Raw genomic sequence first — 26,901 nt, forward strand, 5'->3', positions numbered from 1 at the left:
ATGGTACATATGGAGTAATACTACTATTTTAAGTTCAGAATTTTAAAATTAATATAATATTTTTAGCATAATGGTAGACAGATATACTGTCATTTTATACAATGAAAGCGCAGTCTATTTTTTGAAGAGTTTGATAGGAGGATGGAAAATGAATATCCATGAATATCAAGGTAAAGAAATCCTCAGAAATTACGGGGTATCCGTACCAAATGGTAAAGTGGCATTTACAGCTGAAGAGGCAGTAGAAGCGGCGAAGACATTAGATTCCAGCGTGTATGTAGTGAAAGCCCAAATCCATGCAGGTGGTCGAGGTAAAGCTGGCGGAGTTAAAATCGCTAAAAGCCTGGACGAAGTGCGTACATATGCAGATGAGTTAATCGGTAAAACTTTAGTAACTCACCAAACAGGTCCTGAAGGTAAGGAAGTAAAGCGCTTACTTATTGAAGAAGGCTGTGATATTAAGAAAGAATATTACGTAGGTCTGGTACTCGACCGCGCGACTTCCCAAGTTGTTCTGATGGCTTCTGAAGAAGGCGGAACAGAAATCGAAGAAGTAGCAGAAAAAACACCGGAAAAAATCTTTAAAGAGTATATTGATCCAGTTGTTGGATTAACAGGTTTCCAAGCTAGACGTATTGCATTCAATATCAATATTCCTCAAAAACTGGTTGGAAAAGCAGCTAAGTTCATGATGGGTCTTTACAACGTGTACGTCCAAAAGGATGCTTCTATTGTCGAGATCAACCCTTTGGTTGTAACGGGTGATGGAGACGTAATGGCATTGGATGCGAAGTTCAACTTTGATTCAAATGCATTATACCGTCAAAAAGACGTTGTTGAATTACGCGATCTTGAAGAAGAAGATGTAAAAGAAATCGAAGCTTCTAAATATGACTTAAGCTATATTTCCCTGGACGGAAATATCGGTTGCATGGTAAATGGCGCTGGTCTTGCCATGGCAACGATGGACATCGTAAAGCATTACGGCGGAGATCCCGCTAACTTCCTTGATGTTGGGGGCGGTGCGACAGCGGAAAAGGTTACAGAAGCATTTAAAATCATTCTTTCTGATGAAAACGTTAAAGGTATTTTCGTCAATATCTTCGGTGGAATCATGAAATGTGATGTTATTGCAACAGGTGTTGTAGAAGCAGCTAAGCAAATCGGTCTTCAAGTTCCACTTGTGGTTCGTCTTGAAGGTACAAATGTTGACTTAGGGAAAGAAATCCTTAATAAATCAGGATTGAATATCATTGCAGCTGAATCTATGGCGGACGGCGCACAAAAAATCGTTGAGCAAGTAGGCTGAGAAAGGCGGGGGACTAATGAGCGTATTTATTAATAAAGATACCAAGGTTGTTGTACAGGGAATTACAGGATCAACAGCTCTTTTCCATACTAAGCAAATGCTTGAATACGGTACACAAATCGTGGCAGGTGTAACACCTGGAAAAGGCGGAACTGAGGTTGAAGGCGTACCAGTTTTCAATACAGTTGAAGAAGCAAAGAAAGCAACTGGCGTAAATGCATCAGTCATTTATGTTCCTGCTCCGTTTGCAGCAGATGCAATCATGGAAGCGGTAGATGCCGAGCTTGATTTGGCAATCTGTATTACTGAACATATCCCGGTATTGGATATGGTGAAGGTCAAGCGTTATATGGAAGGCAAGAAAACTCGCCTTGTAGGACCGAACTGTCCAGGAGTCATCACTCCTGAAGAGTGTAAAATAGGGATCATGCCTGGTTACATCCATACGAAAGGTCATGTAGGTGTTGTTTCACGTTCTGGTACACTTACGTATGAAGCAGTTCACCAACTTTCACAAGCGGGAATCGGTCAGTCGACGGCAGTTGGTATCGGTGGAGACCCTGTGAATGGAACAGACTTTATCGATGTATTGAAAGCATTCAATGAAGATGAAGATACGTATGCCGTCATCATGATTGGTGAAATCGGCGGTACTGCTGAAGAAGAAGCTGCTGAATGGGTTAAAGCCAACATGACTAAGCCTGTAGTAGGATTCATTGGAGGACGTACAGCACCTCCAGGAAAACGTATGGGCCATGCCGGTGCGATCATTTCAGGCGGTAAAGGAACAGCTGATGAGAAGATTCGCGTTATGAATGAATGCGGAATTCAAGTTGCCCCTACACCTTCAGACATGGGTGAAACATTAATTAAGGTTCTGAAAGAAGAAGGAATCTTGGATAAATGTAAAACTCATTAATCATTTATTGAGACTGATGGCATTCAAGCTATCAGTCTCAGTTTTATCTTCTCTATTAACAATTTCCAGGAGGTAATAAATGAAAGAACGTCGTCATATTCTATTTCATATTCATCATTGTCGGGGAATTGGACTGAAAGGAACAAAAAGATTACTAGAATCGCTCCAGAAGTTACACACTATCTTTGATTTATCCCCTTCCGTGCTTCAACAGTTAACCTATTCTACCACTACCAATTCAGAACTCTTCTATAAAGATCTTCATTCATTTGATTCAGAACGATATAAAAAGCTTTATGCAGAAAACGAGATTGAATGGATCACAATTGAGGACGAAGATTATCCTTCTCTACTGCGAAACGTATATGATCCCCCATTTCTTCTATTTTTAAAAGGAAACAGGAATCTCCTTCATGCCCCAAGGAAACTGGCCATTATTGGCTCGAGGAAGTCCACCCCTTATACTGAAAGAGTCCTTCATGATTTGATTCCACAGCTGGTTAAGAAAGAGATACTCATTGTAAGTGGGTTGGCACAAGGTGCAGATACGGTCGCACATAAAGAAACGATCCAATCTGGCGGGAATACGATAGGTGTCATTGGTGGAGGGTTCAATCATATTTATCCAAAGCAAAATGAAGGCTTGGCCCATCATATGATGAATCATCATCTTTTACTTTCTGAATATCCCCCTTATATTAAACCTGAAAAATGGCAATTCCCGTTCAGAAATAGAATTATCAGCGGTCTTGCCGATGCAGTGCTTGTAACCGAGGCCAGGAAGAAGAGCGGTACATTCATTACAGCTGATTATGCCTTAAATGAAGGAAGAGAAGTCTTCTGTATACCAGGCTCCATCTATGAGCCATTAGCTGAAGGGACAAACAGCTTAATTCAAGAGGGAGCAAAAATGGTCTTATCAATAGAAGATATATTTTCAGAACTGGGAGTATAAAGTCAGAACATATGATATAGAATCTTTTAATAAAGTAGGATTTTCCCTGTGAATGTTTGAATAATTACAAGTTATTTATACAAAATGGTTGCAATTATTGTGAAACTGTTATACATTTTGCAACAGGTATCTAAAACTATATATAAGAGTAAGAAATCGTTAAAAGTAGTAATTCTCTACACTGAAATCAATTCTATACCTATGTGAATGTTAGTGTAAACGTTTCCGTTTCGCTGGGTTCTTTATCATTCCAAGGTGCTATAAACAGTGATTATTTTCCTCTTTAAGGAGGCTTATTGGATGGCAGATTATTTAGTAATAGTGGAATCGCCGGCTAAGGCGAAAACAATTGAACGTTATTTAGGAAAGAAATATAAGGTCAGGGCATCAATGGGACACGTCAGAGACTTACCGAAAAGTCAAATGGGCGTCGATGTTGAAAACGAATTTGAACCGAAATATATAACGATACGTGGTAAAGGCCCTGTATTAAAAGAACTGAAAACCGCAGCAAAAAAAGTGAAGAAAATCTTCCTTGCGGCTGACCCCGACAGAGAAGGGGAAGCCATTGCATGGCATCTGGCTCACAGCCTTGATATGGACACGACTTCCGAGTGTCGGGTTGTATTCAATGAAATCACGAAGGATGCGATTAAAGAGTCATTTAAGCATCCACGAGCAATTAATATGGATTTAGTCGATGCACAGCAGGCACGAAGAATTTTAGATCGATTAGTGGGGTATAACATCAGCCCTCTCCTTTGGAAAAAGGTTAAAAAAGGTCTAAGTGCAGGAAGAGTACAATCCGTCGCTGTACGATTGATCATTGACCGTGAAAATGAAATCAAGAGCTTCACCCCAGAAGAGTACTGGTCGATAGAAGCTGAATTCACCAAAGGAAACGATACATTCCAGGCATCCTTTTACGGTATGGACGGTAAGAAGGTTGAACTGAAGACAGAAGAAGATGTGAAAGAAGTACTTGGTAAAGTAAAAGGGAAGTCCTTTGAAATTAACAAGGTAACAAAAAAGGAAAGAAAACGGAATCCCGCTCCTCCATTTACAACTTCTTCTCTGCAGCAGGAAGCAGCAAGAAAATTAAACTTCCGTGCAAAGAAAACGATGATGCTCGCCCAGCAATTATATGAAGGAATTGAGATGGGTAAAGAAGGTACCGTTGGTTTTATTACCTATATGAGAACAGACTCCACCCGTATTTCTGAAGTGGCTCAAAAAGAAGCGAACGAATACATCGTTAATAAATATGGAAATGATTTCGTTAAGCAGACTGAGCGTAAAGAGAAAAAACAACAAAAGTCTCAAGATGCCCACGAAGCCATCCGTCCAACCAGTACTTTAAGGGACCCGGCTTCTGTGAAAGAATATCTTTCAAGAGATCAATACCGACTTTATAAATTGATCTGGGAACGATTCGTGGCAAGCGAAATGTCCCCGGCAATCATGGATACGATGAGCGTTGATATTGTAAATGGTTCAGTAATGTTTAGAGCAACCGGCTCTAAAGTTAAGTTCCCGGGCTTTATGAAAGTCTACGTTGAAGGATCCGATGATCAGAAAGAAGAAAAAGACAATCTCCTTCCAGCTTTGGAAGAAAACGATAAAGTGAAAAGTGAAAGCATTGATCCCAATCAGCATTTCACTCAACCACCACCAAGGTATACAGAAGCAAGGCTGGTTAAAACGCTGGAAGAACTGGGTATTGGCCGTCCTTCCACCTATGCCCCCACCCTGGATACGATTCAACGAAGAGGCTATGTAACACTTGATAATAAGCGTTTCATTCCAACTGAGCTGGGTGAAATCGTCTTGGAATTAGTGAGAGAGTTCTTCCCGGAGATCATTGATGTCGAGTTTACGGCAAACATGGAACGCAGTCTTGATGATATTGAAGACGGCAATGTAAAATGGGAAAGTATCATCGATCGTTTTTATCAGGATTTTGAAAAGCATTTAGAAAAAGCGGAAAATGAGATGGAAAAAATCGAAATCCGCGATGAACCTGCCGGTGAAGATTGTGAAGAATGTGGACATCAAATGGTATTCAAAATGGGGCGATACGGTAAATTCATGGCATGTAGTAACTTTCCTGATTGTAGAAATACAAAGCCGATCGTCAAGGAAATCGGTGTGAAATGTCCTAAATGTGAAAAAGGGAATATCATCGAACGAAAAAGCAAGAAGAAGCGTATTTTCTACGGTTGTGATCAGTATCCTGAATGTGACTTCTTGTCTTGGGATAAACCGATTGAACGAAAGTGTCCGAAGTGTTCAGAACTACTTGTAGAGAAAAAGCTTAAAAAAGGTAATCAAATTCAATGTACGAATTGTGATTACAAAGAAGAACCGCAAAAGTAGTATAAGTATCCTGTTCATCTGGGGATTGAAAGCCTGCGTTATCAGTAAATGTTAACAAAGCCAATAAAAAAACGATTGATTGTTGAACAATGAACTTATACAATGTAACGAGGGACTGTCCCAACAGGTGATTTCTCTATTACCTAATGGGTCAGCCCTTTTCTGTTTGCATTAATCTTTGTAATGAACTATACCAATACTTAATATGCTTTTCTCTTTTTTCTCATTGTCCTTTGGTGTACAATGCAGAATGGATGAGTTAAAGGGACGATTCACAGGGGGTCTATATAGATGCTAGTAAATGTCATCGGAGCAGGGTTAGCGGGAAGTGAAGCTGCTTGGCAGATTGCCAAGAGGGGAATAAAGGTAAACCTTTATGAAATGAGACCGGTCCGCCAGACACCTGCCCATCATACAGATAAATTTGCAGAGCTTGTGTGCAGCAACTCACTTAGAGCAAATACATTAACCAATGCCGTTGGGGTATTGAAAGAAGAAATGCGTCAATTAGATTCCGTCATTATGTCAGCAGCTGATGCTTGTTCAGTTCCGGCGGGGGGAGCTTTAGCAGTCGATCGCCATGAATTTGCGGGTCATGTTACTGAGAAAGTGAAAAATCACCCGAATGTCACAATATTCAATGAAGAAGTCACGGATCTTCCTGAAGGAATTACGATTGTAGCCACAGGACCGCTTACAAGTGAGAATCTTTCTGAAAAAATAAGAAAAGTAACGGGTGAAGAGCATTTATATTTCTATGATGCAGCTGCTCCCATCATTGAGAAGGACTCCATTGATATGGACAAAGTGTATTTGAAATCCCGATATGACAAAGGGGAAGCGGCATATTTAAATTGTCCAATGACAGAGAGTGAGTTCAATCGTTTTTATGAAGCTCTTATTTCAGCTGAAACAGTGCCTTTGAAAGAGTTTGAAAAAGAAATTTTCTTTGAAGGCTGCATGCCGATAGAAGTAATGGCTTCCCGGGGTAAGAAAACCATGTTATTCGGTCCTCTAAAGCCAGTGGGATTAGAAGACCCTAAAACAGGTAAACGACCCTATGCTGTTGTTCAGTTAAGACAAGATGATGCAGCAGGAACACTCTATAATATCGTAGGTTTCCAAACACATTTAAAGTGGGGACCGCAAAAAGAAGTTCTCCAATTAATTCCGGGGCTTGAGAATGCAGATATTGTCCGTTATGGGGTCATGCACAGAAATACCTTCATCAACTCTCCCAATGTTCTAAAAGATACCTATCAACTAAAAGATCATGAGAACCTGTTTTTTGCTGGTCAAATGACAGGGGTGGAAGGTTATGTGGAATCCGCTGCCAGCGGGTTGATTGCCGGAATCAATGCTGCGAAAATGGCCAAGGGTGAATCACCCCTGGTATTTCCGCATGAAACGGCGATTGGAAGCATGGCAAGGTATATAACGACTGCCAACAAGAACAACTTCCAGCCGATGAATGCTAATTTCGGTCTATTCCCTGACTTACCCAAAAAGGTAAAAGGCAAGAAAGAGCGAAATGAACAACATGCAAATCGGGCCTTGGAAACAATTCAGAACTTTGTGAAAAAAGTGTAAAATTCATTGCAAGGGCTGCTGGGTTGTGTTACTATTTAGTAGCCCTTGTGAGGTGTTAAAAATGAAAAATCAATTATATGAACAATTACAATCCTTTACTGAATATATACAAATGGAAAAGCATTATTCTGCTCACACTTTTGAACAATATCGTCATGATATTGAAGAGTTCTACGTATTTATGAAAGAACAAGGTTTAAGTTCATTAAAAGATGTCGAGTATTCTGATGCGAGACTTTTTTTAACCAAGCTGCATGAACATGGTTTAATGAGGTCCTCCATTTCAAGGAAGGTCTCCAGTTTAAGAAGTTTTTACCGCTATTTAAATCGGGAAAAACAGCTGACCGTTAACCCATTTTCTTTCGTGAATCTTCCTAAAAAAGAACAACGGTTGCCTAAATTTTTTTACGAGGAAGAAATACAAGCATTGTTGGAAGCGTGCGGTGGAGACACACTTTTAGACATCCGCAACCGAGCCATCTTCGAACTTTTATATGCAACAGGTATTCGCGTAAGTGAATGCACAAATATGCAACTGAAGGACGTAGATTTTGGGCTTTCTACAATCCTTGTGAAAGGTAAGGGTAACAAAGAAAGATATGTACCATTTGGCAGCTTTGCTCATGATGCTTTAGAACAATACATAACACAATCCCGACCCATGTTAATGAAGAATCAGACTCATACACATTTGTTGGTCAATCATCGTGGCGGAGCATTAACCCAAAGAGGGATACGCCTTATCTTGAATAAAATTATCGAGAGGGCTTCTTTGACTGGAAAGATACACCCCCATATGCTAAGGCACACATTTGCGACTCATTTACTTAATAATGGTGCCGATCTAAGAACGGTTCAGGAACTTCTTGGACACTCTCAGTTATCATCGACTCAAGTATATACTCATGTTTCAAAGGACCAGTTGAGAAAAACGTATTTAGCACATCATCCACGTGCTTAGAAGAGTTGGAGGTCAGGATATGGAACAATTCCACGCAACCACTATTTTTGCTGTGCAACATAGAGGCAAATGTGCGATGTCTGGTGACGGACAGGTTACATTTGGCAATACAGTTGTGATGAAGCACACAGCAAAAAAAGTACGAAAGCTTTTTAATGGTAAAGTATTGGCAGGTTTTGCCGGATCTGTTGCCGATGCATTCACACTATCAGAAATGTTCGAAGGCAAACTCCAGGAATTTAACGGGAACCTTCCGAGAGCAGCAGTTGAGCTGGCTAAAGAGTGGAGAAGCGACAAGGTGTTAAGAAAGCTTGAAGCGATGTTGATTGTAATGGATGAAAATCACTTGCTTTTAATCTCTGGAACAGGTGAAGTGATTGAGCCGGATGATGGCATTTTAGCCATTGGATCAGGTGGGAATTATGCATTATCTGCTGGAAGAGCGTTAAAGCAATATGCAGGAGACCATTTATCTGCAAGGGAAATCGCTCAGTCTTCCTTACAGATCGCTGCAGATATATGTGTATATACAAATAACCAAATTATTGTTGAAGAGCTTTAAACATGGGGCATTAGTTTTTAATTTAATATTCTTTCACACTATATGGAAAGTAAGGAGTGTGCCATTTAATGAAGAGTACTGATCACTTAACTCCAAGGCAAATTGTTGAACGTCTGGATCAATATATTGTAGGACAAAAAGATGCAAAGAGAGCGGTCGCTGTTGCCTTACGAAACCGTTATCGTCGCAGCCTTCTTTCGGATGTATTAAAGGATGAAGTGATTCCAAAGAACATTTTAATGATGGGACCAACAGGTGTCGGAAAGACAGAGATTGCCAGAAGAATCGCGAAGCTTGTAAGAGCGCCTTTTGTAAAAGTGGAGGCTACAAAGTTTACTGAAGTAGGCTATGTTGGACGTGATGTGGAATCAATGGTAAGAGATTTAGTCGAAACGTCTGTCCGTCTTGTGAAAGAGGAGAAGATGGTAGGAGTTCGTGAAAGAGCTGCTGAAAACGCCAATCGACGCTTAGTCGAAATGGTTGTGCCATCAAAGAAAAAGTCATCTTCTTACAAAAACCCATTCGAAATGATTTTTGGTGGCAGTCAGACTCAGGGCACTTTGGAAGAAGAGGAAGAAAAGCAAGAAGAGAGTTCCCTTCAAGAGCAAAGACGAAGAATGGAAAAGAGGCTTCAAAATGGTGAGCTTGAAGAAGAGTACATCACCATTGAAGTGGAAGAGCAGCAGCCTTCCATGTTCGATATGCTCCAAGGCTCCGGTATGGAACAAATGGGTATGAACATGCAGGATGCCATGAGCAACTTCATGCCGAAGAAAAAGAAAAAACGAAAATTAAAGGTGAAAGAAGCGAGAGTCGTTCTTACAAATGAGGAAGCTCAAAAGCTCATTGATATGGACGAAGTGACCCAGGAAGCAATCGTGCGTGCAGAGCAATCAGGAATCATTTTTATCGATGAGATTGATAAAATTGCAAGCAAGGGCTCCGGTCAATCTTCGGCCGATGTTTCAAGAGAAGGGGTGCAGCGTGACATCCTTCCTGTTGTAGAAGGATCTACGGTGGTCACGAAGCATGGTTCCGTGAAAACAGATCACGTGCTTTTCATTGCCGCAGGTGCCTTTCACATGAGTAAACCATCGGATCTAATTCCGGAATTACAAGGTCGTTTTCCAATCAGAGTGGAACTACAGAAGCTTTCTACAGAAGACTTTGTACGTATACTTGTTGAACCTGATAACGCAATAATCAAACAATATATTGCTTTAATGGAAACAGAAGGTATACAAATTGAATTTTCTGACGATGCTATTCGTAGATTAGCTGAAATTGCATATGACGTAAATCAGAACACCGATAATATTGGAGCGAGAAGACTTCATACGATTATGGAAAAACTTCTCGAGGACTTGTCTTTTGAAGCTCCGGACATTACATTGGAAACGGTTAAAATCACACCTCAGTATGTAGATGATAAGTTAGGCGCAATATCCAAGGATAAGGATCTGAGTCAGTTTATTCTATAAGTTTTCACCTTCACTCTATTGGGTAAAGATAGATGAATTATTCACAATACTAAAATTAAATAATAGATACACTTAAGTTGTAGTAGGAGGAAATGAAATGAATTTATTAGGTAAAACAAGAACCATCAATGCTATGCTGCAAAAAGCAGCTGGTAAACCAGTTAACTTTAAAGAAATGTCAGAAACACTCAGCAAGGTAATTGAAGCAAATGTATTCGTTGTAAGTCGTCGAGGGAAATTACTTGGATACGCTATTAATCAGCAAATTGAAAACGAGCGCATGAAACAAATGCTTGCTGACCGTCAATTCCCCGAGGAGTATACTCAGAACCTGTTTAATGTTCAGGAAACATCTCCAAACCTGGATGTAAACAGTGAATATACTGCATTTCCTGTTGAAAATAGAGAATTCTTCAAAAATGGTTTAACAACGATCGTTCCCATTATCGGTGGGGGAGAAAGACTGGGTACATTAATTCTTGCTCGCCTGGAAGCAAGTTTCGAAGATGATGATCTCATCCTGGCTGAATATGGTGCAACAGTAGTCGGTATGGAAATTCTTCGCGAAAAAGCTGAAGAAATTGAAGTCGAAGCTAGAAGTAAAGCTGTCGTGCAAATGGCGATCAGTTCATTATCATACAGTGAACTTGAAGCGATCGAGCATATCTTTGAAGAGTTAAATGGTAATGAAGGTCTTCTGGTTGCTTCGAAAATTGCTGATAGAGTGGGAATTACTCGTTCAGTAATCGTTAATGCCCTTCGTAAATTAGAAAGTGCCGGTGTAATTGAGTCTCGTTCCCTGGGAATGAAAGGTACCTACATTAAAGTCTTAAACAATAAGTTCTTAGTTGAGTTAGATAAGCTTCGTACAAATTAATCAATACAATGAATAAGCTGTTCCCTGATAATTGGGGAACAGCTTTTTTATTTGTCTTCCTTTATGCTTGTCGCCTCTGGGCGAAGCCCCTCTGCTTTTGTTTCATCCAGCTCCGGGGCTTAGAGGCTCGAGGTCATAAGCAAAGGGAACCAAAAAGGGTAGGGCGCCTTTCCGGTTCCCTTTGCTTATGCTTGTCGCCTCTAGGCGAAGCCCCTCTGCTTTTATGGTACAAATGGACGGAAATATCAGATTGTTTAGTGAAAATAAGTCGAATGGACTATCGATAATTGTCCTTTAGGTATTGTCATAAATGACATGAATAGTACAATAAAGTTACAACAATGTTACGACTATTTTCGACAAAAGTACTTATTAAATATTAAGAATGGATAATATGATAACTTTCGCCTCTTTGCAGGTGTTATTTTCATGTGTAAGGATTTTGTACATTGAAAATGAACCATTTCATTAAACGGGTATGTAACATATATGTAATAGAACTAGAAAAAAAGTCTTTTATTTGTAAAAATACCCTTGGGAATTTAAGGGTTAAATATAGATTAAAAGTCACGAATTCTTTGAATATCGACCTCATTCATGAAAATTTACGGAATATTCATAGACACTAATCTTGCTAAACATTACAATAAATACTGTTGCATGCTAAATTTGTAAAAAATAGTAGTATCTTGTCAAAAAAACGGATAGAGGTGCCTAAAGTGAAATTATTTTCCAACACTTTCACAACTCTAGAAAGAGGACTTAATTACGCCTCATTAAATCAAAAAGTAATCTCTCAAAATATCGCAAATGTCGATACGCCAAATTATAAAGCAAAAAAAGTAGAATTTAAAACAATGTTAGATCAATCAATTCAACAACTGGATGCCAAAAGAACCGATCATCGGCATTTTTTATTTCATTCAAGCAGTCAACATCCAGCAGTTAAAACCAAGACAGCTTATCAATATAATCACAATGGAAATGGTGTGGATTTAGACCAGGAAATGTCAGAAATGGCTTCGAATCAAATCTATTTTAACGCCTTGACAGATCGGATAAATGGTAAGTTCAACAGTCTTCAGACGGTTGTAAGGGGAGGTAAATGATAGTGGGGATATTTACTAGTATGAATACAACCGCTTCTGCCCTTACGGCTCAACGTTTAAGAATGGATGTCATTTCATCGAATATGGCGAATGTGGACACAACAAGAGGGGAAATGGTCAATGGGGAATGGCAGCCTTATAAGAGAAAATCTGTTGTAATGGCATCTAAGGAAAATCAATTTTCATCATTTTTAAACAATGCAATGAACACAAGAGACAAAAGCAGTGTTGGCATCGGGGTAAAGGTTTCCAGAATCGAAGAAGATGATGAGACACCATTTAAAATGGTGTACGATCCTGAACATCCTGATGCGAATGACGAGGGGTATGTGCAACTCCCCAACGTAGATCCATTAAGAGAAATGGTTGACCTTATATCGGCTACCCGTTCATATGAAGCAAACGTAACCGTATTTAATGCGAATAAAGCGATGTTAATGAAATCATTGGAAATCGGCAAATAGGGAAGAAGGTTCAGTTCTATGACAATACATAATATTAATTCGATTAATTCTGGAGTTATAAGTCCGTCAATTGAAAAAAAAAATATAACACCTTCAGAAGGTGCAGAGAATTTCAGTCAATTACTGAAAAATTCCATTGAAGAAGTGAATTCCATGCAAGTTCAATCAGATCAAATGACAGAAAAAATTGTAAGGGGAGAAAATGTTGATCTTCATCAAATGATGATCGCTTCACAAAAGGCCAGTATTACGCTCCAAACGACCATGGAAGTGCGGAATAAAGTAGTAGAAGCGTACCAAGAAATAATGAGGATGCCAATGTAGTAGGCTCATGGAGTCATGTACCGGAGGATTGTAATGAATGAATCGTTAAAGAAATATACAGAACAAATAACGTCTTTTTGGGCAAGCAGAACAAAAAAACAGAAGATAAGAATGGGTGTAACCTTCCTGATTATGGTCATTCTGATTAGTGTTGTGAGCTTCTTTGCAACAAGAACTTCGCTTGTGCCCCTATACAGTAATCTATCACCATCAGAAACCGGAACCATTAAAGAAAATCTGGACGGTAGAGGAATACCATCGGAGATTTCCGATGGTGGATCAACCATCATGGTTCCTAAAGAACAAGTAGATACATTAAAGGTTGAGTTAGCAGCAGAAGGTATCCCTAACACGGGCAGTATTGATTACTCCTTCTTCAGTCAAAATGCTGGATTTGGGATGACGGATAATGAATTTAATGTGTTAAAGCTGGATGCAATGCAAACGGAACTGGCTCAACTCATGAAAGGGATCGAAGGAGTACAAGATGCAAAAGTCATGATTAACCTTCCTGAGAAGCAGGTTTTCTTGAATGATGATGTTCAGCAAGCATCAGCGTCCATTGTATTAAATACAAATCCAGGTTTCACATTTGATCAAAAGCAGATTAAGTCCCTTTACCATCTGGTTTCGAAAAGTGTTCCTGATCTTCCTACTGAGAATATCGTCATCATGAATCAATTTTTTGAGTATTTCGATTTGGAATCCCAAAATAATTCCATGAGCGGAGGGAACTTTGCTCAACAGATGGATGTTAAGAAAGAAATTGAACGTGATATACAACGTCAAGTTCAGAATATGCTCGGAACATTGATTGGATTTAACAAGGTGGTTGTGTCAGTTACAACTGATATAGACTTTACCCAGGAAAATCGGGAAGAAAACCTTGTAACACCAGTGGATGAAGAAAACATGGAAGGAATTGCCGTAAGTGCACAACGTATAACTGAAACTTTTTCTGGAGAGGGAGCAAGTCCTGAAGGGGTACCACCGGCAGAAGATACAGATGATACATTCGATTCGAGCTCCTACCAAGAAGGAACTGAATCAAATGGTGATTATGAACGAATGGAAGAAACGATCAACAATGAAGTCAATCGTATCCGTAAAGAAGTGGTAGAAAGCCCATACAAAATACGGGACCTTGGGATTCAGGTAATGGTGGAACCTCCAAATCCTGAAGAGGTAAATTCCCTTCCTCAAGATAGGGTGGATGATATCCGCCAAGTATTATCGACCATTGTACGAACGTCTATCGACAAGGAAGCTACCCCTGAATTAACAGACGAAGCAATAGAAGACAAGGTCATCGTCTCGGTTCAACCGTTTAATGGAAAAGTCAACTTGGTCTCTGAAGAGAAATCTGTTCTTCCTTGGTGGACTTATGTAGTCGGAGGGATACTTATTGTTGTCATTCTACTATTAGTATTTTTCTTAATTCGTTCCAGAAAGAAAGAAATGATAGAAGAAATGGCTTACGAAGAAAAAAGGGAGCCTGTCCATATCCCTGATATTGAGCCTAAAGAAGAAACAGAAGGATCCATTCGCCGGAAACAGCTTGAAAAGATGGCTAGAGAAAAGCCGGAAGAATTTGCAAAATTATTACGTACCTGGTTAGCAGAGGATTAGGAGGGATGAACATGGTTAGAAGAGAGAAAGAATTAACGGGAAAACAAAAAGCAGCCATCCTCCTGATCTCTCTTGGTCCTGATGTATCCGCGTCAGTGTACAAGCATTTGTCAGAAGAAGATATCGAAAAATTAACGTTAGAGATTTCCGGAGTTAAAAAGGTAGAGAATGAAGCGAAAGAGGATATTCTAGAGGAGTTTCACAATATTGCCATTGCTCAAGATTATATCTCCCAAGGCGGGATTGGCTATGCCAAAACAGTACTAGAAAAAGCACTCGGATCAGAACAAGCATTAGCTATCATAAATCGATTAACGTCATCTTTACAGGTAAAGCCTTTTGACTTTGCAAGGAGGGCAGATGCTGCTCAAATTCTCAACTTTATTCAAAACGAACACCCACAAACCATTGCATTGATTCTATCTTATCTTGAACCTCAGCAAGCAGGCCAAATCCTGTCAGAACTTCCTCAAGACGTTCAAGCGGATATTGCAAGGAGAATCGCAATTATGGATGGTACATCACCAGAAGTGATAAGTGAGGTGGAAGCCATCCTTGAAAGAAAGCTTTCAGCAACTGTTACCCAGGATTATACGCAAACGGGTGGAGTTGAAGCAGTGGTGGAAGTGCTGAATGGGGTAGACCGTTCTACAGAGAAAACCATCCTGGATGCATTAGAAATTCAAGATCCGGAATTAGCAGAAGAAATCAAGAAGAGAATGTTTGTATTCGAAGATATCGTTACCCTTGATGGACGTTCCATTCAACGTGTCATTCGGGATTGTGATAACGAAGACCTTCTCCTTGCCCTTAAAGTATCCAGCGACGAGGTCAAGGAAGTTGTATATAGAAACATGTCTAATCGAATGGTGGAGACCCTTAAAGAAGAAATGGAATTCATGGGGCCGGTTCGTTTGCGCGATGTAGAAGAAGCACAGTCTCGGATTGTAGCTGTGATAAGGCGATTAGAAGACTCCGGTGAGATCATCATAGCCCGTGGTGGAGGAGACGATATTATTGTCTAGAATCATTAAATCTTCCATTGCTCAAACCATTCATGAGGGTGAAAAAGTGATATCCCTTAAAAGAGTTAAGCCACTAAGGGAATTCAAGCAGTATGATCCGGATGACTTTGAACTGAACACAGCGATCCGGGCAGACCACATTATAGAGGAAGCGAAAGAGAAAGCGGACCGGATAATCGAAGAAGCGAAACAGATGACTCTTCATGCAGAGATTCAAATTGAACGTGAGAGAGAAAAGTGGGTCATCGAGCGCGAGCAACTTATGCAAGAAGCCTATAATGCCGGATTCCTTCAAGGTGAAGAAGAGGGCAGAAACAAAGGTTATCAAGAATATCAGCAGCGTTTAATGGAAGCCAACGAAATGACCGAGCGAAATAAACAACAATTTCTTGACTATATTCACAATGCAGAAAAGGTCATAGTTAGTCTGGGGATAACATGTGCTGAGAAGATTATGAATTGCAAGCTTGAGGATGAACCCGATCATTTCCTTTCGATCGTCGAACAGGGCTTAAAGGAAGTAAGAGGTTTACCCCACATTCAAATTCATGTTCATCCGTCTAAGCATAGACTTTTGGCTGAAAACAAGAACGATCTTGAAGTCATGTTCCCCATGAATGTTCAGTGTTTCATTTATGCAAGTGATGACCTTAAACCAGAGGAATGTTATATAGAAACCAATCAGGGACGTGTCATTGTAAGTGTGGATTCCCAATTAAAAGAATTGAAACTGAAGCTACTCCATCTTCTGGAAGGTGATGTTGAATGAAAGCCGCAGATCTAATTCACCATATCCCCCGGATACCAACTTTCAAAAAGTTTGGAAAGGTGAAACGTGTTGTAGGGTTAATGATAGAATCTCAAGGACCTGAAAGTTCTGTTGGTGAAGTATGTCATATTCATATTATTTCCCGAGGCAAGCAGAAAGTGATTTTAGCAGAAGTGGTAGGGTTTAATGATGAATTAGTGATCCTCATGCCTTATACCAATATGCAGGATATCTCTCCCGGCAGTTTGGTTGAAGGAACGTCAAAGCCGTTGGAAATCAAAATTGGACCATCTTTAATAGGGAAGGTGATTGATTCCCTTGGACATCCACTCGATGGAAGTAACTTGCCTAGTGGATTGAGCACAACGTATACAGAACAAGACCCTCCCAATCCTCTGTCAAGACCTCCCATTAACGAAAAAATGGAGGTTGGTGTAAAAGCCATCGATAGCATGCTGACTGTAGGTAAAGGTCAAAGGGTCGGTATATTCGCTGGAAGTGGGGTAGGGAAAAGCACCTTGCTTGGAATGATTGCCCGAAACACAAAAGCGGACTTGAATGTGATTGCTTTAATCGGTGAACGGGGAAGAGAAGTCAGGGAATTTATTGAAAGAGATTTAGGAGAAGAAGGGTTAAAGCGAACGATTGTTGTGGCAGCCACTTCAGACCAACCTGCCCTAATGAGGATCAAAGGAGCCTTTACGGCAACAGCCATTGCGGAATATTTTCGTGATAAAGGATTAAACGTCATGCTCATGATGGATTCGGCCACGCGTGTAGCAATGGCACAGAGGGAAATCGGTTTGGCGGTAGGGGAACCTCCGACCACAAAAGGGTACACCCCTTCTGTATTCGCAATTTTACCGAAACTCTTAGAGAGAACAGGAACCAATCTGTTTGGAAGCATTACGGCATTTTACACCGTATTGGTAGATGGTGATGACTTAAATGAACCTATATCGGACACGGTCAGGGGAATCCTTGATGGCCATATCGTGCTCGACCGCCAAATTGCAAATAGAGGCCAATATCCTGCTATCAATATTTTAAAAAGTGTTAGCCGGTTAATGAATCATCTCTCATCTAATGAACATTTACACGCGGCCACTAGAATAAGAGAGTTATTGAGTACTTATATGAATTCCGAGGATTTAATCCAAATTGGTGCTTATAAAAAGGGGACTTCCCGTGAGGTTGATGAAGCCATCCAATACTATCCGGGCATCACTTCCTTCTTGAAGCAGGGCGTATACGAAAAGGTTTCCCTTCCTGCAAGTGTTGATGGGCTTGTAAAGCTATCGGAAAAAGGTGGATGAATCGATTGAATTATCAATACAGGTTTCAACGGATTTTAACATTGAAGGAAAAAGAAAAAGATGAAGTACAAGAAATGTACAGAGGCTCCATTGAAAAATTTGAAAAAGTTGCCGGGAAGCTTTATGAATTCCTGAAAAAGAAAGAAGAGCTTGAACAGCTACAAGAAACCAAATTGCAAAATGGCTTATCAGTACAGGATATCCGTCATCATCAACAGTTCATTACCAATCTCGAGAAGACCATTTCTTATTACCAGGACCTGGTGATACAAGCTAGAAACCGAATGAATTGGTACGAAGAGAAACTTGTGGACATGAATGTAGAAGTGAAGAAATACGAAAAGATGAAAGAAAAAGATCTCCATCGCTTCTTACAAAGCATTCAACAAGTGGAAAATAAACAATTAGACGAAGTGTCAGTCTTTCAATATATGAAACGGGGAGTCAGGTGATTTCATGGCAAAGGTAATCGAAGAGGAAAAAAAAGAGCAGTCAGGTCGATTTCAAAGGGTAGTGTTTATCTTCTTCATTCCTCTCTTATTTGCTATAACCTTCGCTCTTGTAATCATGACAGTAGCAGGAATAAATGTATTTGAAAAAGCGCAATCTTTAAGTTCGGATATTCCATTTTTAGCTAGAGTCCTTCCGGTAAACGGTACACAGGATGCAGACCAAATACATGAGCGAATGATCTCACTTCAAGCTTTAACAGAAGATCAAGAGGCGAAAATTGCCCAGCTTCAAAGTGAAGCGGATAAAAAAGACAGTGATAACGAACAACTACAAGCAACCATTCAGCGGCAAAAAGAAGAGCTTGAAGAGTTACGGCAGATTGGTGAAGAAAACAAACGTGCCTTTAAAGAGGTGGTCAGTACATTTGAATCCATGTCTGCAAAGAGTGCAGCTCCTGTTCTGATGAACATGAATGATGATGAGGCGATGAAGATTCTATCAAGTATCAAACCGGATACTCTAGCTGATATTTTAGAAAAAATGCCTCCGGAAGATGCTGCAAGATACACGGAGCTGCTCTCTACGGTGGAAAGTTAGCTAAAGCATGAGAGGAGGTGAAAAAGTGGAAATCGGAATAGGTATAAAAGCTCCTACCTCTCCCATGGGGATGAGAAATGAATCAATGCTTCCCAAGAAAGAAACGGATGGGTTTTCGAAACTAGTAGGATTTGTATCGAATCATGTTGTTGAAAGGGAAGAAGTAAAACAACCCGAGAGGCCAACTCTTCTAGTTAGCCTGCAAGACATATTACGTGCAACAGAGCTGGATGAAGTTGGACTAACTAGTGGAGAGTTAGAAGAATTATCCCGATTAAACGAATTTGACTACGACCAAATTGCTGAAATAGTTGGCGTGGATAAAGGAACCGTCAAAACACTTTTTTCTGAGCTTCAATCTGCTCTTATTGGGACTGAGCAATCCTCATCTTCATCAGGTGAAATTGCAGATGATCTTCATGAAATCTTGTTGGGAACGATGCAGCTGCTGCAATCTGCATTAAAAAATGAGGCGCCGGGCATAAGTGGAAAAGGACCAATAGAAGAAGTAACCAAACTTGTAAAGGTCATTGAACTTTTGACAGCTAACCGTGACTTGCTTGTGGTGGAAGCATCAAAAGCGACCGAGCTAAAAGATGTGTTGAAGATGGTTCAATCGGGTGTAGATGTAACTATTGCGAGGGAGTTTAATCAGGGTAAGGATTGGACCCGGGTATTTAAAGATGCTTTTCAACGACAGGCACCTGTGCAAACAATGGAAAAGCAGTCCCCAACAGAAGGGGGCACAGTGGAGAAGAAAAGCACTCAACCGATTCAGGGAAACCATCTACACTTGGTCCCTCCGAAATCAGAATCAATAGAAGAAGTCACCAGACTTGTCAAGGTCGTTGAACTTCTGGCTGTGAAGCGTGACTTACTTGTGGTGGAAGCAGCAAAAGCGTCGGAACTTAAAGACATGATTAAGGTCGTTCAAACGGGAGTAGATGAACCGATAGCCAGAGAGTTTAATCATGTGAAAGATTGGTCCCGGCTGATGAAGGAAGCCTTTCAACGCCAAGCACCTGTGGAAACACGCGAAAAGCACTCATATACAGAAGGTGTCACAGCAGAAAAGAAAAGTATTCAACCGATTCAGGGAAACCATCTACCCTTTGTTCTTCCGAAAACAGAATCGGTTTCCATGAGACTCCCAACAGGCAATCGCCCATATAAATACGAACAATTTGTAAAAGAATTCCAGAATATCCTAAGTAAATCTAAAATGCTGTCACAACCAAACATGAGTAAGCTATTAATCAAGTTGTATCCAGAGCAACTGGGCTCATTAAGAATCGAACTTCTGCAGCAAAATGGAGTGATGACAGCAAAAATATTGGCTTCAACGGCAACTGCGAAAGAAATGCTGGATTCTCAAATTCAAGGATTGAAGCATGCATTCACATCACAGAACCTTCAAGTGGAGAAGATTGAAATCTCACAGGCGTTAGCAGATGCTGAGCGGCAATCTAAAGGACAGTCACAACAACAGTCCTCACAACACCAAAAACAGAATCAGAATCAATCCGAACATGCAGGAAGCCAGGAAAAAGAAAGCACTCAATCCTTTAAGGATTATCTCGTAAGTACCGAAATATAGGTGATAATATGACGAAAATCGATCCAAGCTTACTATATTCCACCCCCCAAACAAAACAGCGTGAAGGTGGAAAGGATATTATGGGAAAAGATGACTTCCTGAAAATCCTGATGACACAATTACAGAATCAAGACCCGTTGAATCCGATGCAGGACAAAGACTTCATCGCACAAATGGCTACCTTTTCATCATTAGAGCAGATGACGAACCTGACGAAAACAATGGAGAAATTTGTGGATAACCAAAGTCAAACACAATTGATCTCTTACAATCAGTTTGTTGGTAAACAAGTGACATGGCATAAAATCATAGAGTCTGAAGAGGGTGATGCACCTGATATACAAGAAGGACAGGGATTTGTAAAGGGAGTCCGCTATAAAGGTGACTCTGTTGAATTCATCATGGAGGACGGCACGATCCTGACTCCCGGGAATATTTCACAAGTGAATACGACGGATACCCCTGAAGCTTCTCTCGTAAATGCATCATTACTGATTGGAAAGAACGTAACATGGAACACTGAAGATGGAGAGATGAGCGGAATCGTTCAATCCGTTTCAAAGAAAGATTCACTTATTTGGTTTCATACAGAAGCAGGTGACAAAATTTCCAGTGATAAATTAATTAAAATCGAATCTTAGGGAGTGGTTGTATGGAAAAGACATTCGTTCATCGTTCACTGCAACCAATTGCACCAAATTTTAATACGAAAGCTATTACTAAACCTTCCATCGCATCATCTTTTGCTGCCCAATTAGATAAAGCCATTCATGACGTACCCCCTATGCAGATCAGTAAGCATGCAAAGGTAAGGATGGAACAACGGGGAATCTCTATTACTCCACATACATGGGAGAAGATAGGGGAAAAATTGGATGAAGCGAAAACTAAGGGTGTTCAAGATTCACTGGTGATTTTAAAAGATGCAGCCCTCATTGTAAGTGCAAAAAATAAAACAGTGATAACAGCATTAGACCGTGAGGAAGCAAGTTCTCAAATTTTCACAAATATTAATGGAACCATACTAATAGACTCATAGGCTGGACCAAATAGGAAGCCTGTAGCTGTGGAATGATCGAAGCAGCTAACACGAAAGGGGAAAAAAAATGCTACGTTCAATGTATTCGGGTATCAGTGGAATGAAAAACTTTCAAACAAAGCTGGATGTAATCGGAAATAATATCGCGAATGTTAATACGTATGGATATAAAAAAGGTCGAGTTACATTTCAAGATATTGTTAGTCAACAAATTTCAGGGGCTAGTGCATCAAGTGCAAATAAAGGAGGTATTAACCCTAAACAAGTAGGGTTAGGTTCTCAAATTTCCTCCATTGATACGATAGATACACAAGGAAGTCTTCAAACAACCGCTAGACCATTGGACTTGTCAATATCAGGGGACGGCTTATTTATGGTACAAGAAGGGACAACAAACTTATTCACCCGGGCAGGAAATATGTATTTAGATAACGATGGCACCCTTGTGAACTCCAACGGTTACAAACTGCAAGGAAAGCAACCGGATAATACCAATGACACACTCTTAGATACAATAGGTGAAATGAAAATCCCTACCGATGCTCAAAGTTTTAGCATTGGGAGTGATGGTAAGATTTCTTATGTTGATAATGCTGGGGACTTGAAAGTTGCGGGACAAATCATGATTGCCAAATTCCCTAATCCGGGAGGTCTCCAAAAAGTAGGAGAAAATCTATACCAAGAAACGAATAATTCAGGTTATATTGATCCCGATAATGATAATACTTTTGAGCCACCACAATTAAATGCGCCGGGAGAATTTGGAGCAGGATCAATCGTTTCTGGTACCCTCGAAATGTCCAACGTAGACCTATCCGAAGAATTCACCGAAATGATCACGGCTCAGCGTGGTTTCCAGGCAAATACACGGATCATCACAACGTCGGATGAAATTCTGCAGGAGCTTGTAAACTTGAAACGTTAATTCGTTAAAAAGGGAGGAAGGGACTGACTAATCAGGGGGGACGCTGGTGAATCCCTGATTTGTCAGTCCCGAAAGCTGATGATCACGTTAACCAGACTGAATGGAAAGGCATTTATGTTGAATGCTTTATACATAGAAACAGTAGAAGCGTTTCCGGACACTACGATTCTATTAACAAATGGCAGACGATATGTTGTGAAGGAAACGGTGGACGAGGTTCGCTGCCTGACACTTTCTTTCTTTCAAGAAGCAAATCTACTCAGTGTGCCGCATGGGGGAGGGAGTACGAATGAAGAGTAAAGCCCTGACAATCATGATGATCTTGTTGGTTACGATTACGCTCATAGGGGTGATTGCGTTAGTTGTCATTATGAAGTTTTCAGGAGATGAAGAAACGAAGGAAGCTTCAATTGAAGAGGTTATTGAAAACTCTGTGGATATCCCTGAGACGACAACCAACTTGATGAGCAATGATTTTATTCGTATTTCCTTTAAAATTCAAACGGATAGTAAAAAAGCGAAAAGTGAGTTGGAAAAGAGAGACTTTCAAGTGAATAACATCATCATAGAAGAGCTTTCAGAATTGAAGGCGGAAGAACTGCAGGGGAAAAAAGGGAAAGAATTGATCGAAACAAAGCTCAAAGACAAAGTAAACTCCCTTATGCAAGAAGGTATGGTAGAAAGAGTCTATATCACCTCTATGATGATTCAATAAGGTAGCTTATATCGAGTGTTCGGAGGTGAAGGCATGGCTAGTGAAATTTTATCACAAAGTGAAATCGATGCTCTGTTGTCTGCTCTAAATACGGGAGAGATGAGCGCAGATGATTTCAAAAAAGAAGAAGAAGAGAAAAAAGTGAAAGTGTACGATTTTAAGAGAGCTTTACGGTTTTCGAAGGATCAAATCCGAAGTTTAACTAGAATTCACGAAAACTTCGCCCGTATCTTAACTACCTATTTCTCTGCCCAACTAAGAACGTACGTTCAAATAAACGTGGCTTCTGCCGATCAAATCCCATATGAGGAATTTATCCGTTCCGTTCCGAAAATGACAATTTTAAATGTCTATGAATTACCTCCATTGGATGGAAGGATCCTCATGGAAATCAACCCTAATATCGCTTATTCGATGATGGATCGGGTGATGGGTGGAAGAGGAGTCAGCGTTAACAAAGTAGAGAATTTAACGGAAATTGAAACCAGGATCATGAGTCAGCTATTTGAAAAAGCGTTTGAAAACTTAAGGGAAGCCTGGAGCACTGTGGCAGATGTAGATCCGCTTTTTGCTGAATTTGAAGTGAATCCGCAATTCCTTCAGATGGTTTCACCAAATGAAACGGTTGTGGTCATTTCTTTAAACACAACGATTGGTGAAACAAGTGGCATGATCAACATCTGCATTCCGCACGTTGTCCTGGAACCGATCCTTCCGAAATTATCAGGAAGCTATTGGATGGAAAGCAAACGTAAAGAGAGTAAGCCGGAAGAAACGGCACATCTTGAAAGAAGAATCAAGAAAGCCCAAGTCCCAATTGTAGCTGAATTAGGACGTTCAGATATTTCAATTGAAGAGTTCCTTATGCTGGATATTGGTGACGTAATCGAAATGAACACCCGAATCGATGATCCTTTAACGATCAGAGTGGGTGAAATTCCTAAATTCACTGCTCAGCCAGGGCAGTCCAAAAAGAAAATGGCTGTACAAATTTTAGATTCCTTGAAGGGGGGAGACGACGATGATGAGTGATGATATGTTATCACAAGATGAAATTGATGCTCTTCTTCGTGGTTCTGCAGAACCCGAAGAGGACACAGAAGAGCGCATGAAGATAAATAGTAATGATTACATTAGTCCGATTGAAGAGGATGCCTTAGGTGAAATCGGGAACATCTCCTTTGGGAGTTCTGCAACGGCTTTGTCTACTTTGCTTAACCAAAAGGTTGAGATAACGACCCCTAAAGTAACCATCATAAATAAAAATTATTTAGAAGAGGAATTCCCTCATCCGTATGTCGCCATTCAAGTTCAATATACTGAAGGGTTTTCAGGAGTGAACTTGCTGGTGATCAAACAATCAGATGCATCGATCATCGCTGATTTAATGCTTGGTGGGGATGGAAGGAATCCATCTGGTGAATTGGGGGAAATACAGCTTAGCGCCGTGCAAGAGGCAATGAATCAAATGATGGGCTCTGCTGCAACCTCCATGTCCACGGTGTTTAGTAAGAAAGTGGATATTTCCCCTCCTTCCATCGATTTGATGTACATACCACAAGGGGAAGGGGAAGAAAACATTCCTGATCAAGATCTGTTAGTGAGGGTATCATTCTCATTGAAAATTGGGGACCTCATTGATTCGAGCATTATGCAGCTGTTACCCTTAACTTTTGCCAAGAGTCTGGTTGATGAATTAATGAATGGTGGAGCTACTGAAGAAGTTGCAGCCGCGGTTGCTCCAAGCTTGGACCCGCCCAAAGGTACTTCACTACCGCAGAAAGTAAATAGCGGTATGGATGAGGAACTTGTTCGTGCGTCCCATCAGCAGAGCTCGCCACAGCACCTGGGTATACAAGGAGTACATGGGGAAACCGTAAATGTACAACCGGCTACTTTTAGTCATTTTGAACCGACGACGTTGGGACAGCAGGAAACAAAAAATTTACATATGCTATTGGATATTCCCCTGCAGGTAACGGTAGAGCTCGGAAGGACGAACCGGTCTGTCAGGGACATCCTTGAACTATCTTCCGGTTCCATTATAGAGCTTGATAAATTAGCGGGAGAGCCGGTTGATATTCTTGTGAACAGCCAATTAATGGCTAAGGGGGAAGTTGTCGTGATAGATGAGAACTTTGGTGTCAGAATTACGGACATCGTAAGTCAAAGTGATCGTATTAAAAAACTTAAATAACTTAGACAATGGAGGATGACGGTAATGGCGAATAAAATTCTGATTGTTGATGACGCGGCTTTTATGAGAATGATGATTAAAGATATTTTAACGAAAAATGGATTCGATGTAGTTGGAGAAGCAGCAGATGGGAGCCAAGCTGTTGATAAATATAAAGAACTGAAACCTGACCTGGTCACAATGGATATTACGATGCCGGAAAAAGATGGTATTGCAGCTTTGAAGGAAATCAAAGCAATCGACTCGGGTGCGAAAATCATTATGTGTTCTGCAATGGGTCAACAAGCAATGGTGATCGATGCCATTCAAGCGGGTGCAAAGGATTTTATCGTTAAACCATTCCAGGCAGATCGTGTAATCGAAGCCATTCAGAAAGCTCTAAGCTAACAGACTAGTAAGAAGGTGCATGTGTTGAAGAAGATTCAAATTCTAGTGGGTCTGATTGTTTTCATCATTACTGCAAATGCTGTAAATTTAACAGCATTTGCGGAAGTGAATAATGTCAAAAACTGCATAGAGCATCCTGAGAAATGCAATGAGCAACAAAGTAATGAGGAGGACAGTTCCGGATCAGGGGTCTCTACTTCGGTAACTTTTTTGGATTATCTTAAAATGATCGTTGCTCTTATCTTTGTAGTTGCACTCATATATTTTTTATTGAAATTTATCAATCAAAAAGGAAGATCCTTTCAACAGACGAAAATAATCAATCATTTAGGTGGAACGCCTCTCGGGGGCAATCGTTCCGTACAAATTGTTAAGGTAGGCAAGCAAGTACTTGTACTGGGTGTTGGAGAAGATATTCAGCTTTTGAAAGAGATTCAGGATGAGAAAGAAAAAGAAGAGATACTATCCTATTATCAGGAAGCACAATTTCCTGATGCCAAAACAGCCTTTTCCAGTTGGTTGACAAAGGTAAGTGGACCTTCTCCGTCTTCATCTCCAAGTTCATTTCAATCGCAGTTGAAATCACAGCTTGAGGAGATGAGCCAGGGAAGAAAGAAGATGTTCAAGGACTTAAAGAATAAGGAGAATCATTCAAATGAATGAATTCATGGAGTTTTTTAATAGTAGTTCTGCTGATAATGTATCGACAAGCGTAAAGCTGCTATTATTATTTACCGTCCTTTCACTGGCACCCAGTATTCTGATTTTAATGACATCTTTCACCCGTATCATGATTGTCCTGTCCTTTGTCAGAACTTCTCTCGCTACACAGCAAATGCCACCGAACCAGGTATTAATTGGTATTTCACTATTTCTAACATTCTTTATCATGGCTCCAACTTTTCAAGAGGTAAACGATGAAGCGTTGACCCCTCTTTTTAATGAAGAGATTAACCTTGAAGAAGCTTACGACAAGGCTTCCATTCCTTTTAAAGAATTTATGAGTAAGCATACAAGACAAAAGGACTTAGAGTTGTTTTTACAATATTCCGGGGCAGAGCGGCCGGAGTCTGTGGAAGACATACCTCTTACATCCTTAGTACCGGCATTTGCATTAAGTGAAATTAAAACGGCTTTTCAAATAGGATTTATGATCTTTATTCCTTTCTTAGTCATCGACATGGTGGTAGCGAGTGTCTTGATGTCCATGGGAATGATGATGCTCCCTCCTGTTATGATTTCTTTGCCTTTCAAGATTTTACTTTTTGTATTAGTGGATGGCTGGTATTTAGTAATAAAATCTCTTTTACAAAGTTTTTAAGTAG

At 40.3% G+C, this 26,901-nt stretch carries 29 protein-coding genes; all 29 read left to right on the top strand.

Features of this window, described 5'->3' with window-relative positions; all coding sequences use genetic code 11:
* The first annotated feature begins 148 nt into the window (after positions 1 to 148).
* The 29 genes from sucC (at position 149) to fliP (ending at position 26,897) form a co-directional block, all read left to right on the top strand.
* Positions 149 to 1,309 carry an ADP-forming succinate--CoA ligase subunit beta gene (sucC, locus tag ACCB35_RS09320; protein WP_374056634.1) on the top strand — a complete coding sequence of 387 codons (1,161 nt, stop codon included), beginning with the start codon at positions 149 to 151 and terminating at the stop codon, positions 1,307 to 1,309.
* Positions 1,310 to 1,325: 16 nt separating this feature from the next.
* Positions 1,326 to 2,228 carry a succinate--CoA ligase subunit alpha gene (gene sucD / locus ACCB35_RS09325; protein WP_044337414.1) on the top strand — a complete coding sequence of 301 codons (903 nt, stop codon included), beginning with the start codon at positions 1,326 to 1,328 and terminating at the stop codon, positions 2,226 to 2,228.
* Between the two features lie 79 nt (positions 2,229 to 2,307).
* Positions 2,308 to 3,183: a DNA-processing protein DprA gene (dprA, locus tag ACCB35_RS09330; protein WP_374056635.1), complete on the top strand. Its 876-nt coding sequence runs from the start codon at positions 2,308 to 2,310 to the stop codon at positions 3,181 to 3,183.
* 300 nt (positions 3,184 to 3,483) lie between these two features.
* Positions 3,484 to 5,559, top strand: coding sequence for a type I DNA topoisomerase (gene topA / locus ACCB35_RS09335; protein WP_374056636.1), 2,076 nt, complete (start codon positions 3,484 to 3,486; stop codon positions 5,557 to 5,559).
* A gap of 291 nt (positions 5,560 to 5,850) precedes the next feature.
* Positions 5,851 to 7,149, top strand: coding sequence for an FADH(2)-oxidizing methylenetetrahydrofolate--tRNA-(uracil(54)-C(5))-methyltransferase TrmFO (gene trmFO, locus ACCB35_RS09340; RefSeq protein ID WP_374056637.1), 1,299 nt, complete (start codon positions 5,851 to 5,853; stop codon positions 7,147 to 7,149).
* Between the two features lie 61 nt (positions 7,150 to 7,210).
* Positions 7,211 to 8,110: a tyrosine recombinase XerC gene (gene xerC / locus ACCB35_RS09345; RefSeq protein WP_044337409.1), complete on the top strand. Its 900-nt coding sequence runs from the start codon at positions 7,211 to 7,213 to the stop codon at positions 8,108 to 8,110.
* A gap of 19 nt (positions 8,111 to 8,129) precedes the next feature.
* The gene (hslV, locus tag ACCB35_RS09350; protein ID WP_044337408.1) at positions 8,130 to 8,672 is read left to right on the top strand and encodes an ATP-dependent protease subunit HslV; all 543 of its coding nucleotides are present in this window, start codon (positions 8,130 to 8,132) and stop codon (positions 8,670 to 8,672) included.
* 68 nt (positions 8,673 to 8,740) lie between these two features.
* Entirely contained in the window at positions 8,741 to 10,153 is a 1,413-nt protein-coding gene (hslU, locus tag ACCB35_RS09355) for an HslU--HslV peptidase ATPase subunit (protein ID WP_374056638.1), read from the top strand.
* A 97-nt stretch (positions 10,154 to 10,250) separates the two neighbouring features.
* A complete protein-coding gene (codY, locus tag ACCB35_RS09360) occupies positions 10,251 to 11,030 on the top strand; it encodes a GTP-sensing pleiotropic transcriptional regulator CodY (RefSeq protein ID WP_044337406.1) in 780 nt (259 codons plus the stop codon).
* 719 nt (positions 11,031 to 11,749) lie between these two features.
* A complete protein-coding gene (flgB, locus tag ACCB35_RS09365; protein ID WP_374056984.1) occupies positions 11,750 to 12,139 on the top strand; it encodes a flagellar basal body rod protein FlgB in 390 nt (129 codons plus the stop codon).
* A 2-nt stretch (positions 12,140 to 12,141) separates the two neighbouring features.
* Positions 12,142 to 12,603, top strand: a complete 462-nt coding sequence (gene flgC / locus ACCB35_RS09370) for a flagellar basal body rod protein FlgC (RefSeq protein WP_374056639.1) — start codon at positions 12,142 to 12,144, stop codon at positions 12,601 to 12,603.
* 18 nt (positions 12,604 to 12,621) lie between these two features.
* Positions 12,622 to 12,927, top strand: a complete 306-nt coding sequence (gene fliE, locus ACCB35_RS09375) for a flagellar hook-basal body complex protein FliE (RefSeq protein ID WP_374056640.1) — start codon at positions 12,622 to 12,624, stop codon at positions 12,925 to 12,927.
* 33 nt (positions 12,928 to 12,960) lie between these two features.
* Positions 12,961 to 14,556: a flagellar basal-body MS-ring/collar protein FliF gene (fliF, locus tag ACCB35_RS09380; protein ID WP_374056641.1), complete on the top strand. Its 1,596-nt coding sequence runs from the start codon at positions 12,961 to 12,963 to the stop codon at positions 14,554 to 14,556.
* 11 nt (positions 14,557 to 14,567) lie between these two features.
* Entirely contained in the window at positions 14,568 to 15,581 is a 1,014-nt protein-coding gene (gene fliG, locus ACCB35_RS09385; RefSeq protein WP_299740847.1) for a flagellar motor switch protein FliG, read from the top strand.
* Positions 15,574 to 16,350 (top strand): flagellar assembly protein FliH, encoded by a 777-nt coding sequence (gene fliH / locus ACCB35_RS09390; protein ID WP_374056642.1) that lies wholly within the window; start codon positions 15,574 to 15,576, stop codon positions 16,348 to 16,350. The genes fliG and fliH overlap by 8 nt, the downstream gene beginning before the upstream one ends.
* Positions 16,347 to 17,666, top strand: coding sequence for a flagellar protein export ATPase FliI (gene fliI, locus ACCB35_RS09395; protein ID WP_374056643.1), 1,320 nt, complete (start codon positions 16,347 to 16,349; stop codon positions 17,664 to 17,666). The genes fliH and fliI overlap by 4 nt, the downstream gene beginning before the upstream one ends.
* Positions 17,667 to 17,671: 5 nt before the next feature.
* Positions 17,672 to 18,118 carry a flagellar export protein FliJ gene (gene fliJ, locus ACCB35_RS09400; RefSeq protein ID WP_374056644.1) on the top strand — a complete coding sequence of 149 codons (447 nt, stop codon included), beginning with the start codon at positions 17,672 to 17,674 and terminating at the stop codon, positions 18,116 to 18,118.
* 4 nt (positions 18,119 to 18,122) lie between these two features.
* On the top strand, positions 18,123 to 18,716 hold the full coding sequence (locus ACCB35_RS09405; RefSeq protein ID WP_374056645.1) for a magnesium transporter MgtE N-terminal domain-containing protein: 594 nt from the start codon (positions 18,123 to 18,125) through the stop codon (positions 18,714 to 18,716).
* A gap of 25 nt (positions 18,717 to 18,741) precedes the next feature.
* Entirely contained in the window at positions 18,742 to 20,313 is a 1,572-nt protein-coding gene (locus tag ACCB35_RS09410) for a flagellar hook-length control protein FliK (protein WP_374056646.1), read from the top strand.
* 8 nt (positions 20,314 to 20,321) lie between these two features.
* Positions 20,322 to 20,954 (top strand): flagellar hook assembly protein FlgD, encoded by a 633-nt coding sequence (flgD, locus tag ACCB35_RS09415; protein ID WP_374056647.1) that lies wholly within the window; start codon positions 20,322 to 20,324, stop codon positions 20,952 to 20,954.
* An 11-nt stretch (positions 20,955 to 20,965) separates the two neighbouring features.
* Positions 20,966 to 21,352 (top strand): TIGR02530 family flagellar biosynthesis protein, encoded by a 387-nt coding sequence (locus ACCB35_RS09420; RefSeq protein WP_374056648.1) that lies wholly within the window; start codon positions 20,966 to 20,968, stop codon positions 21,350 to 21,352.
* A 67-nt stretch (positions 21,353 to 21,419) separates the two neighbouring features.
* Entirely contained in the window at positions 21,420 to 22,277 is an 858-nt protein-coding gene (gene flgG / locus ACCB35_RS09425; RefSeq protein WP_374056649.1) for a flagellar basal body rod protein FlgG, read from the top strand.
* A gap of 78 nt (positions 22,278 to 22,355) precedes the next feature.
* A complete protein-coding gene (locus ACCB35_RS09430; RefSeq protein ID WP_374056650.1) occupies positions 22,356 to 22,577 on the top strand; it encodes a flagellar FlbD family protein in 222 nt (73 codons plus the stop codon).
* Complete coding sequence (fliL, locus tag ACCB35_RS09435; RefSeq protein ID WP_374056651.1) at positions 22,567 to 22,992, top strand: flagellar basal body-associated protein FliL; 426 nt, start codon at positions 22,567 to 22,569, stop codon at positions 22,990 to 22,992. Before ACCB35_RS09430 ends, fliL begins: the two co-directional genes overlap by 11 nt.
* A 33-nt stretch (positions 22,993 to 23,025) precedes the next feature.
* Positions 23,026 to 24,024: a flagellar motor switch protein FliM gene (gene fliM / locus ACCB35_RS09440; RefSeq protein ID WP_374056652.1), complete on the top strand. Its 999-nt coding sequence runs from the start codon at positions 23,026 to 23,028 to the stop codon at positions 24,022 to 24,024.
* On the top strand, positions 24,014 to 25,189 hold the full coding sequence (gene fliY / locus ACCB35_RS09445; protein ID WP_374056653.1) for a flagellar motor switch phosphatase FliY: 1,176 nt from the start codon (positions 24,014 to 24,016) through the stop codon (positions 25,187 to 25,189). Before fliM ends, fliY begins: the two co-directional genes overlap by 11 nt.
* Before the next feature lie 24 nt (positions 25,190 to 25,213).
* On the top strand, positions 25,214 to 25,576 hold the full coding sequence (locus tag ACCB35_RS09450; protein WP_374056654.1) for a response regulator: 363 nt from the start codon (positions 25,214 to 25,216) through the stop codon (positions 25,574 to 25,576).
* 24 nt (positions 25,577 to 25,600) lie between these two features.
* A complete protein-coding gene (locus ACCB35_RS09455) occupies positions 25,601 to 26,239 on the top strand; it encodes a flagellar biosynthetic protein FliO (RefSeq protein WP_374056655.1) in 639 nt (212 codons plus the stop codon).
* Positions 26,232 to 26,897, top strand: a complete 666-nt coding sequence (gene fliP, locus ACCB35_RS09460) for a flagellar type III secretion system pore protein FliP (protein ID WP_044337390.1) — start codon at positions 26,232 to 26,234, stop codon at positions 26,895 to 26,897. Before ACCB35_RS09455 ends, fliP begins: the two co-directional genes overlap by 8 nt.
* Positions 26,898 to 26,901: the final 4 nt, after the last annotated feature.

Origin of the sequence: Rossellomorea sp. FM04394 (assembly GCF_041889765.1) — a bacterium.
In the GTDB taxonomy this organism is placed as follows: Bacteria; Bacillota; Bacilli; order Bacillales; family Bacillaceae_B; genus Rossellomorea; species Rossellomorea aquimaris_B.

Bases quoted from the DNA above. Each gene is read 5' to 3' on its own strand.
- sucC (WP_374056634.1), top strand. From the start codon at position 149: ATGAATATCCATGAATATCAAGGTAAAGAAATCCTCAGAAATTACGGG.
- sucD (WP_044337414.1), top strand. From the start codon at position 1,326: ATGAGCGTATTTATTAATAAAGATACCAAGGTTGTTGTACAGGGAATT.
- dprA (WP_374056635.1), top strand. From the start codon at position 2,308: ATGAAAGAACGTCGTCATATTCTATTTCATATTCATCATTGTCGGGGA.
- topA (WP_374056636.1), top strand. From the start codon at position 3,484: ATGGCAGATTATTTAGTAATAGTGGAATCGCCGGCTAAGGCGAAAACA.
- trmFO (WP_374056637.1), top strand. From the start codon at position 5,851: ATGCTAGTAAATGTCATCGGAGCAGGGTTAGCGGGAAGTGAAGCTGCT.
- xerC (WP_044337409.1), top strand. From the start codon at position 7,211: ATGAAAAATCAATTATATGAACAATTACAATCCTTTACTGAATATATA.
- hslV (WP_044337408.1), top strand. From the start codon at position 8,130: ATGGAACAATTCCACGCAACCACTATTTTTGCTGTGCAACATAGAGGC.
- hslU (WP_374056638.1), top strand. From the start codon at position 8,741: ATGAAGAGTACTGATCACTTAACTCCAAGGCAAATTGTTGAACGTCTG.
- codY (WP_044337406.1), top strand. From the start codon at position 10,251: ATGAATTTATTAGGTAAAACAAGAACCATCAATGCTATGCTGCAAAAA.
- fliE (WP_374056640.1), top strand. From the start codon at position 12,622: ATGACAATACATAATATTAATTCGATTAATTCTGGAGTTATAAGTCCG.
- fliF (WP_374056641.1), top strand. From the start codon at position 12,961: ATGAATGAATCGTTAAAGAAATATACAGAACAAATAACGTCTTTTTGG.
- fliG (WP_299740847.1), top strand. From the start codon at position 14,568: ATGGTTAGAAGAGAGAAAGAATTAACGGGAAAACAAAAAGCAGCCATC.
- fliI (WP_374056643.1), top strand. From the start codon at position 16,347: ATGAAAGCCGCAGATCTAATTCACCATATCCCCCGGATACCAACTTTC.
- ACCB35_RS09405 (WP_374056645.1), top strand. From the start codon at position 18,123: ATGGCAAAGGTAATCGAAGAGGAAAAAAAAGAGCAGTCAGGTCGATTT.
- flgD (WP_374056647.1), top strand. From the start codon at position 20,322: ATGACGAAAATCGATCCAAGCTTACTATATTCCACCCCCCAAACAAAA.
- ACCB35_RS09420 (WP_374056648.1), top strand. From the start codon at position 20,966: ATGGAAAAGACATTCGTTCATCGTTCACTGCAACCAATTGCACCAAAT.
- flgG (WP_374056649.1), top strand. From the start codon at position 21,420: ATGCTACGTTCAATGTATTCGGGTATCAGTGGAATGAAAAACTTTCAA.
- ACCB35_RS09430 (WP_374056650.1), top strand. From the start codon at position 22,356: ATGATCACGTTAACCAGACTGAATGGAAAGGCATTTATGTTGAATGCT.
- fliL (WP_374056651.1), top strand. From the start codon at position 22,567: ATGAAGAGTAAAGCCCTGACAATCATGATGATCTTGTTGGTTACGATT.
- fliM (WP_374056652.1), top strand. From the start codon at position 23,026: ATGGCTAGTGAAATTTTATCACAAAGTGAAATCGATGCTCTGTTGTCT.
- fliY (WP_374056653.1), top strand. From the start codon at position 24,014: ATGATGAGTGATGATATGTTATCACAAGATGAAATTGATGCTCTTCTT.
- ACCB35_RS09450 (WP_374056654.1), top strand. From the start codon at position 25,214: ATGGCGAATAAAATTCTGATTGTTGATGACGCGGCTTTTATGAGAATG.
- fliP (WP_044337390.1), top strand. From the start codon at position 26,232: ATGAATGAATTCATGGAGTTTTTTAATAGTAGTTCTGCTGATAATGTA.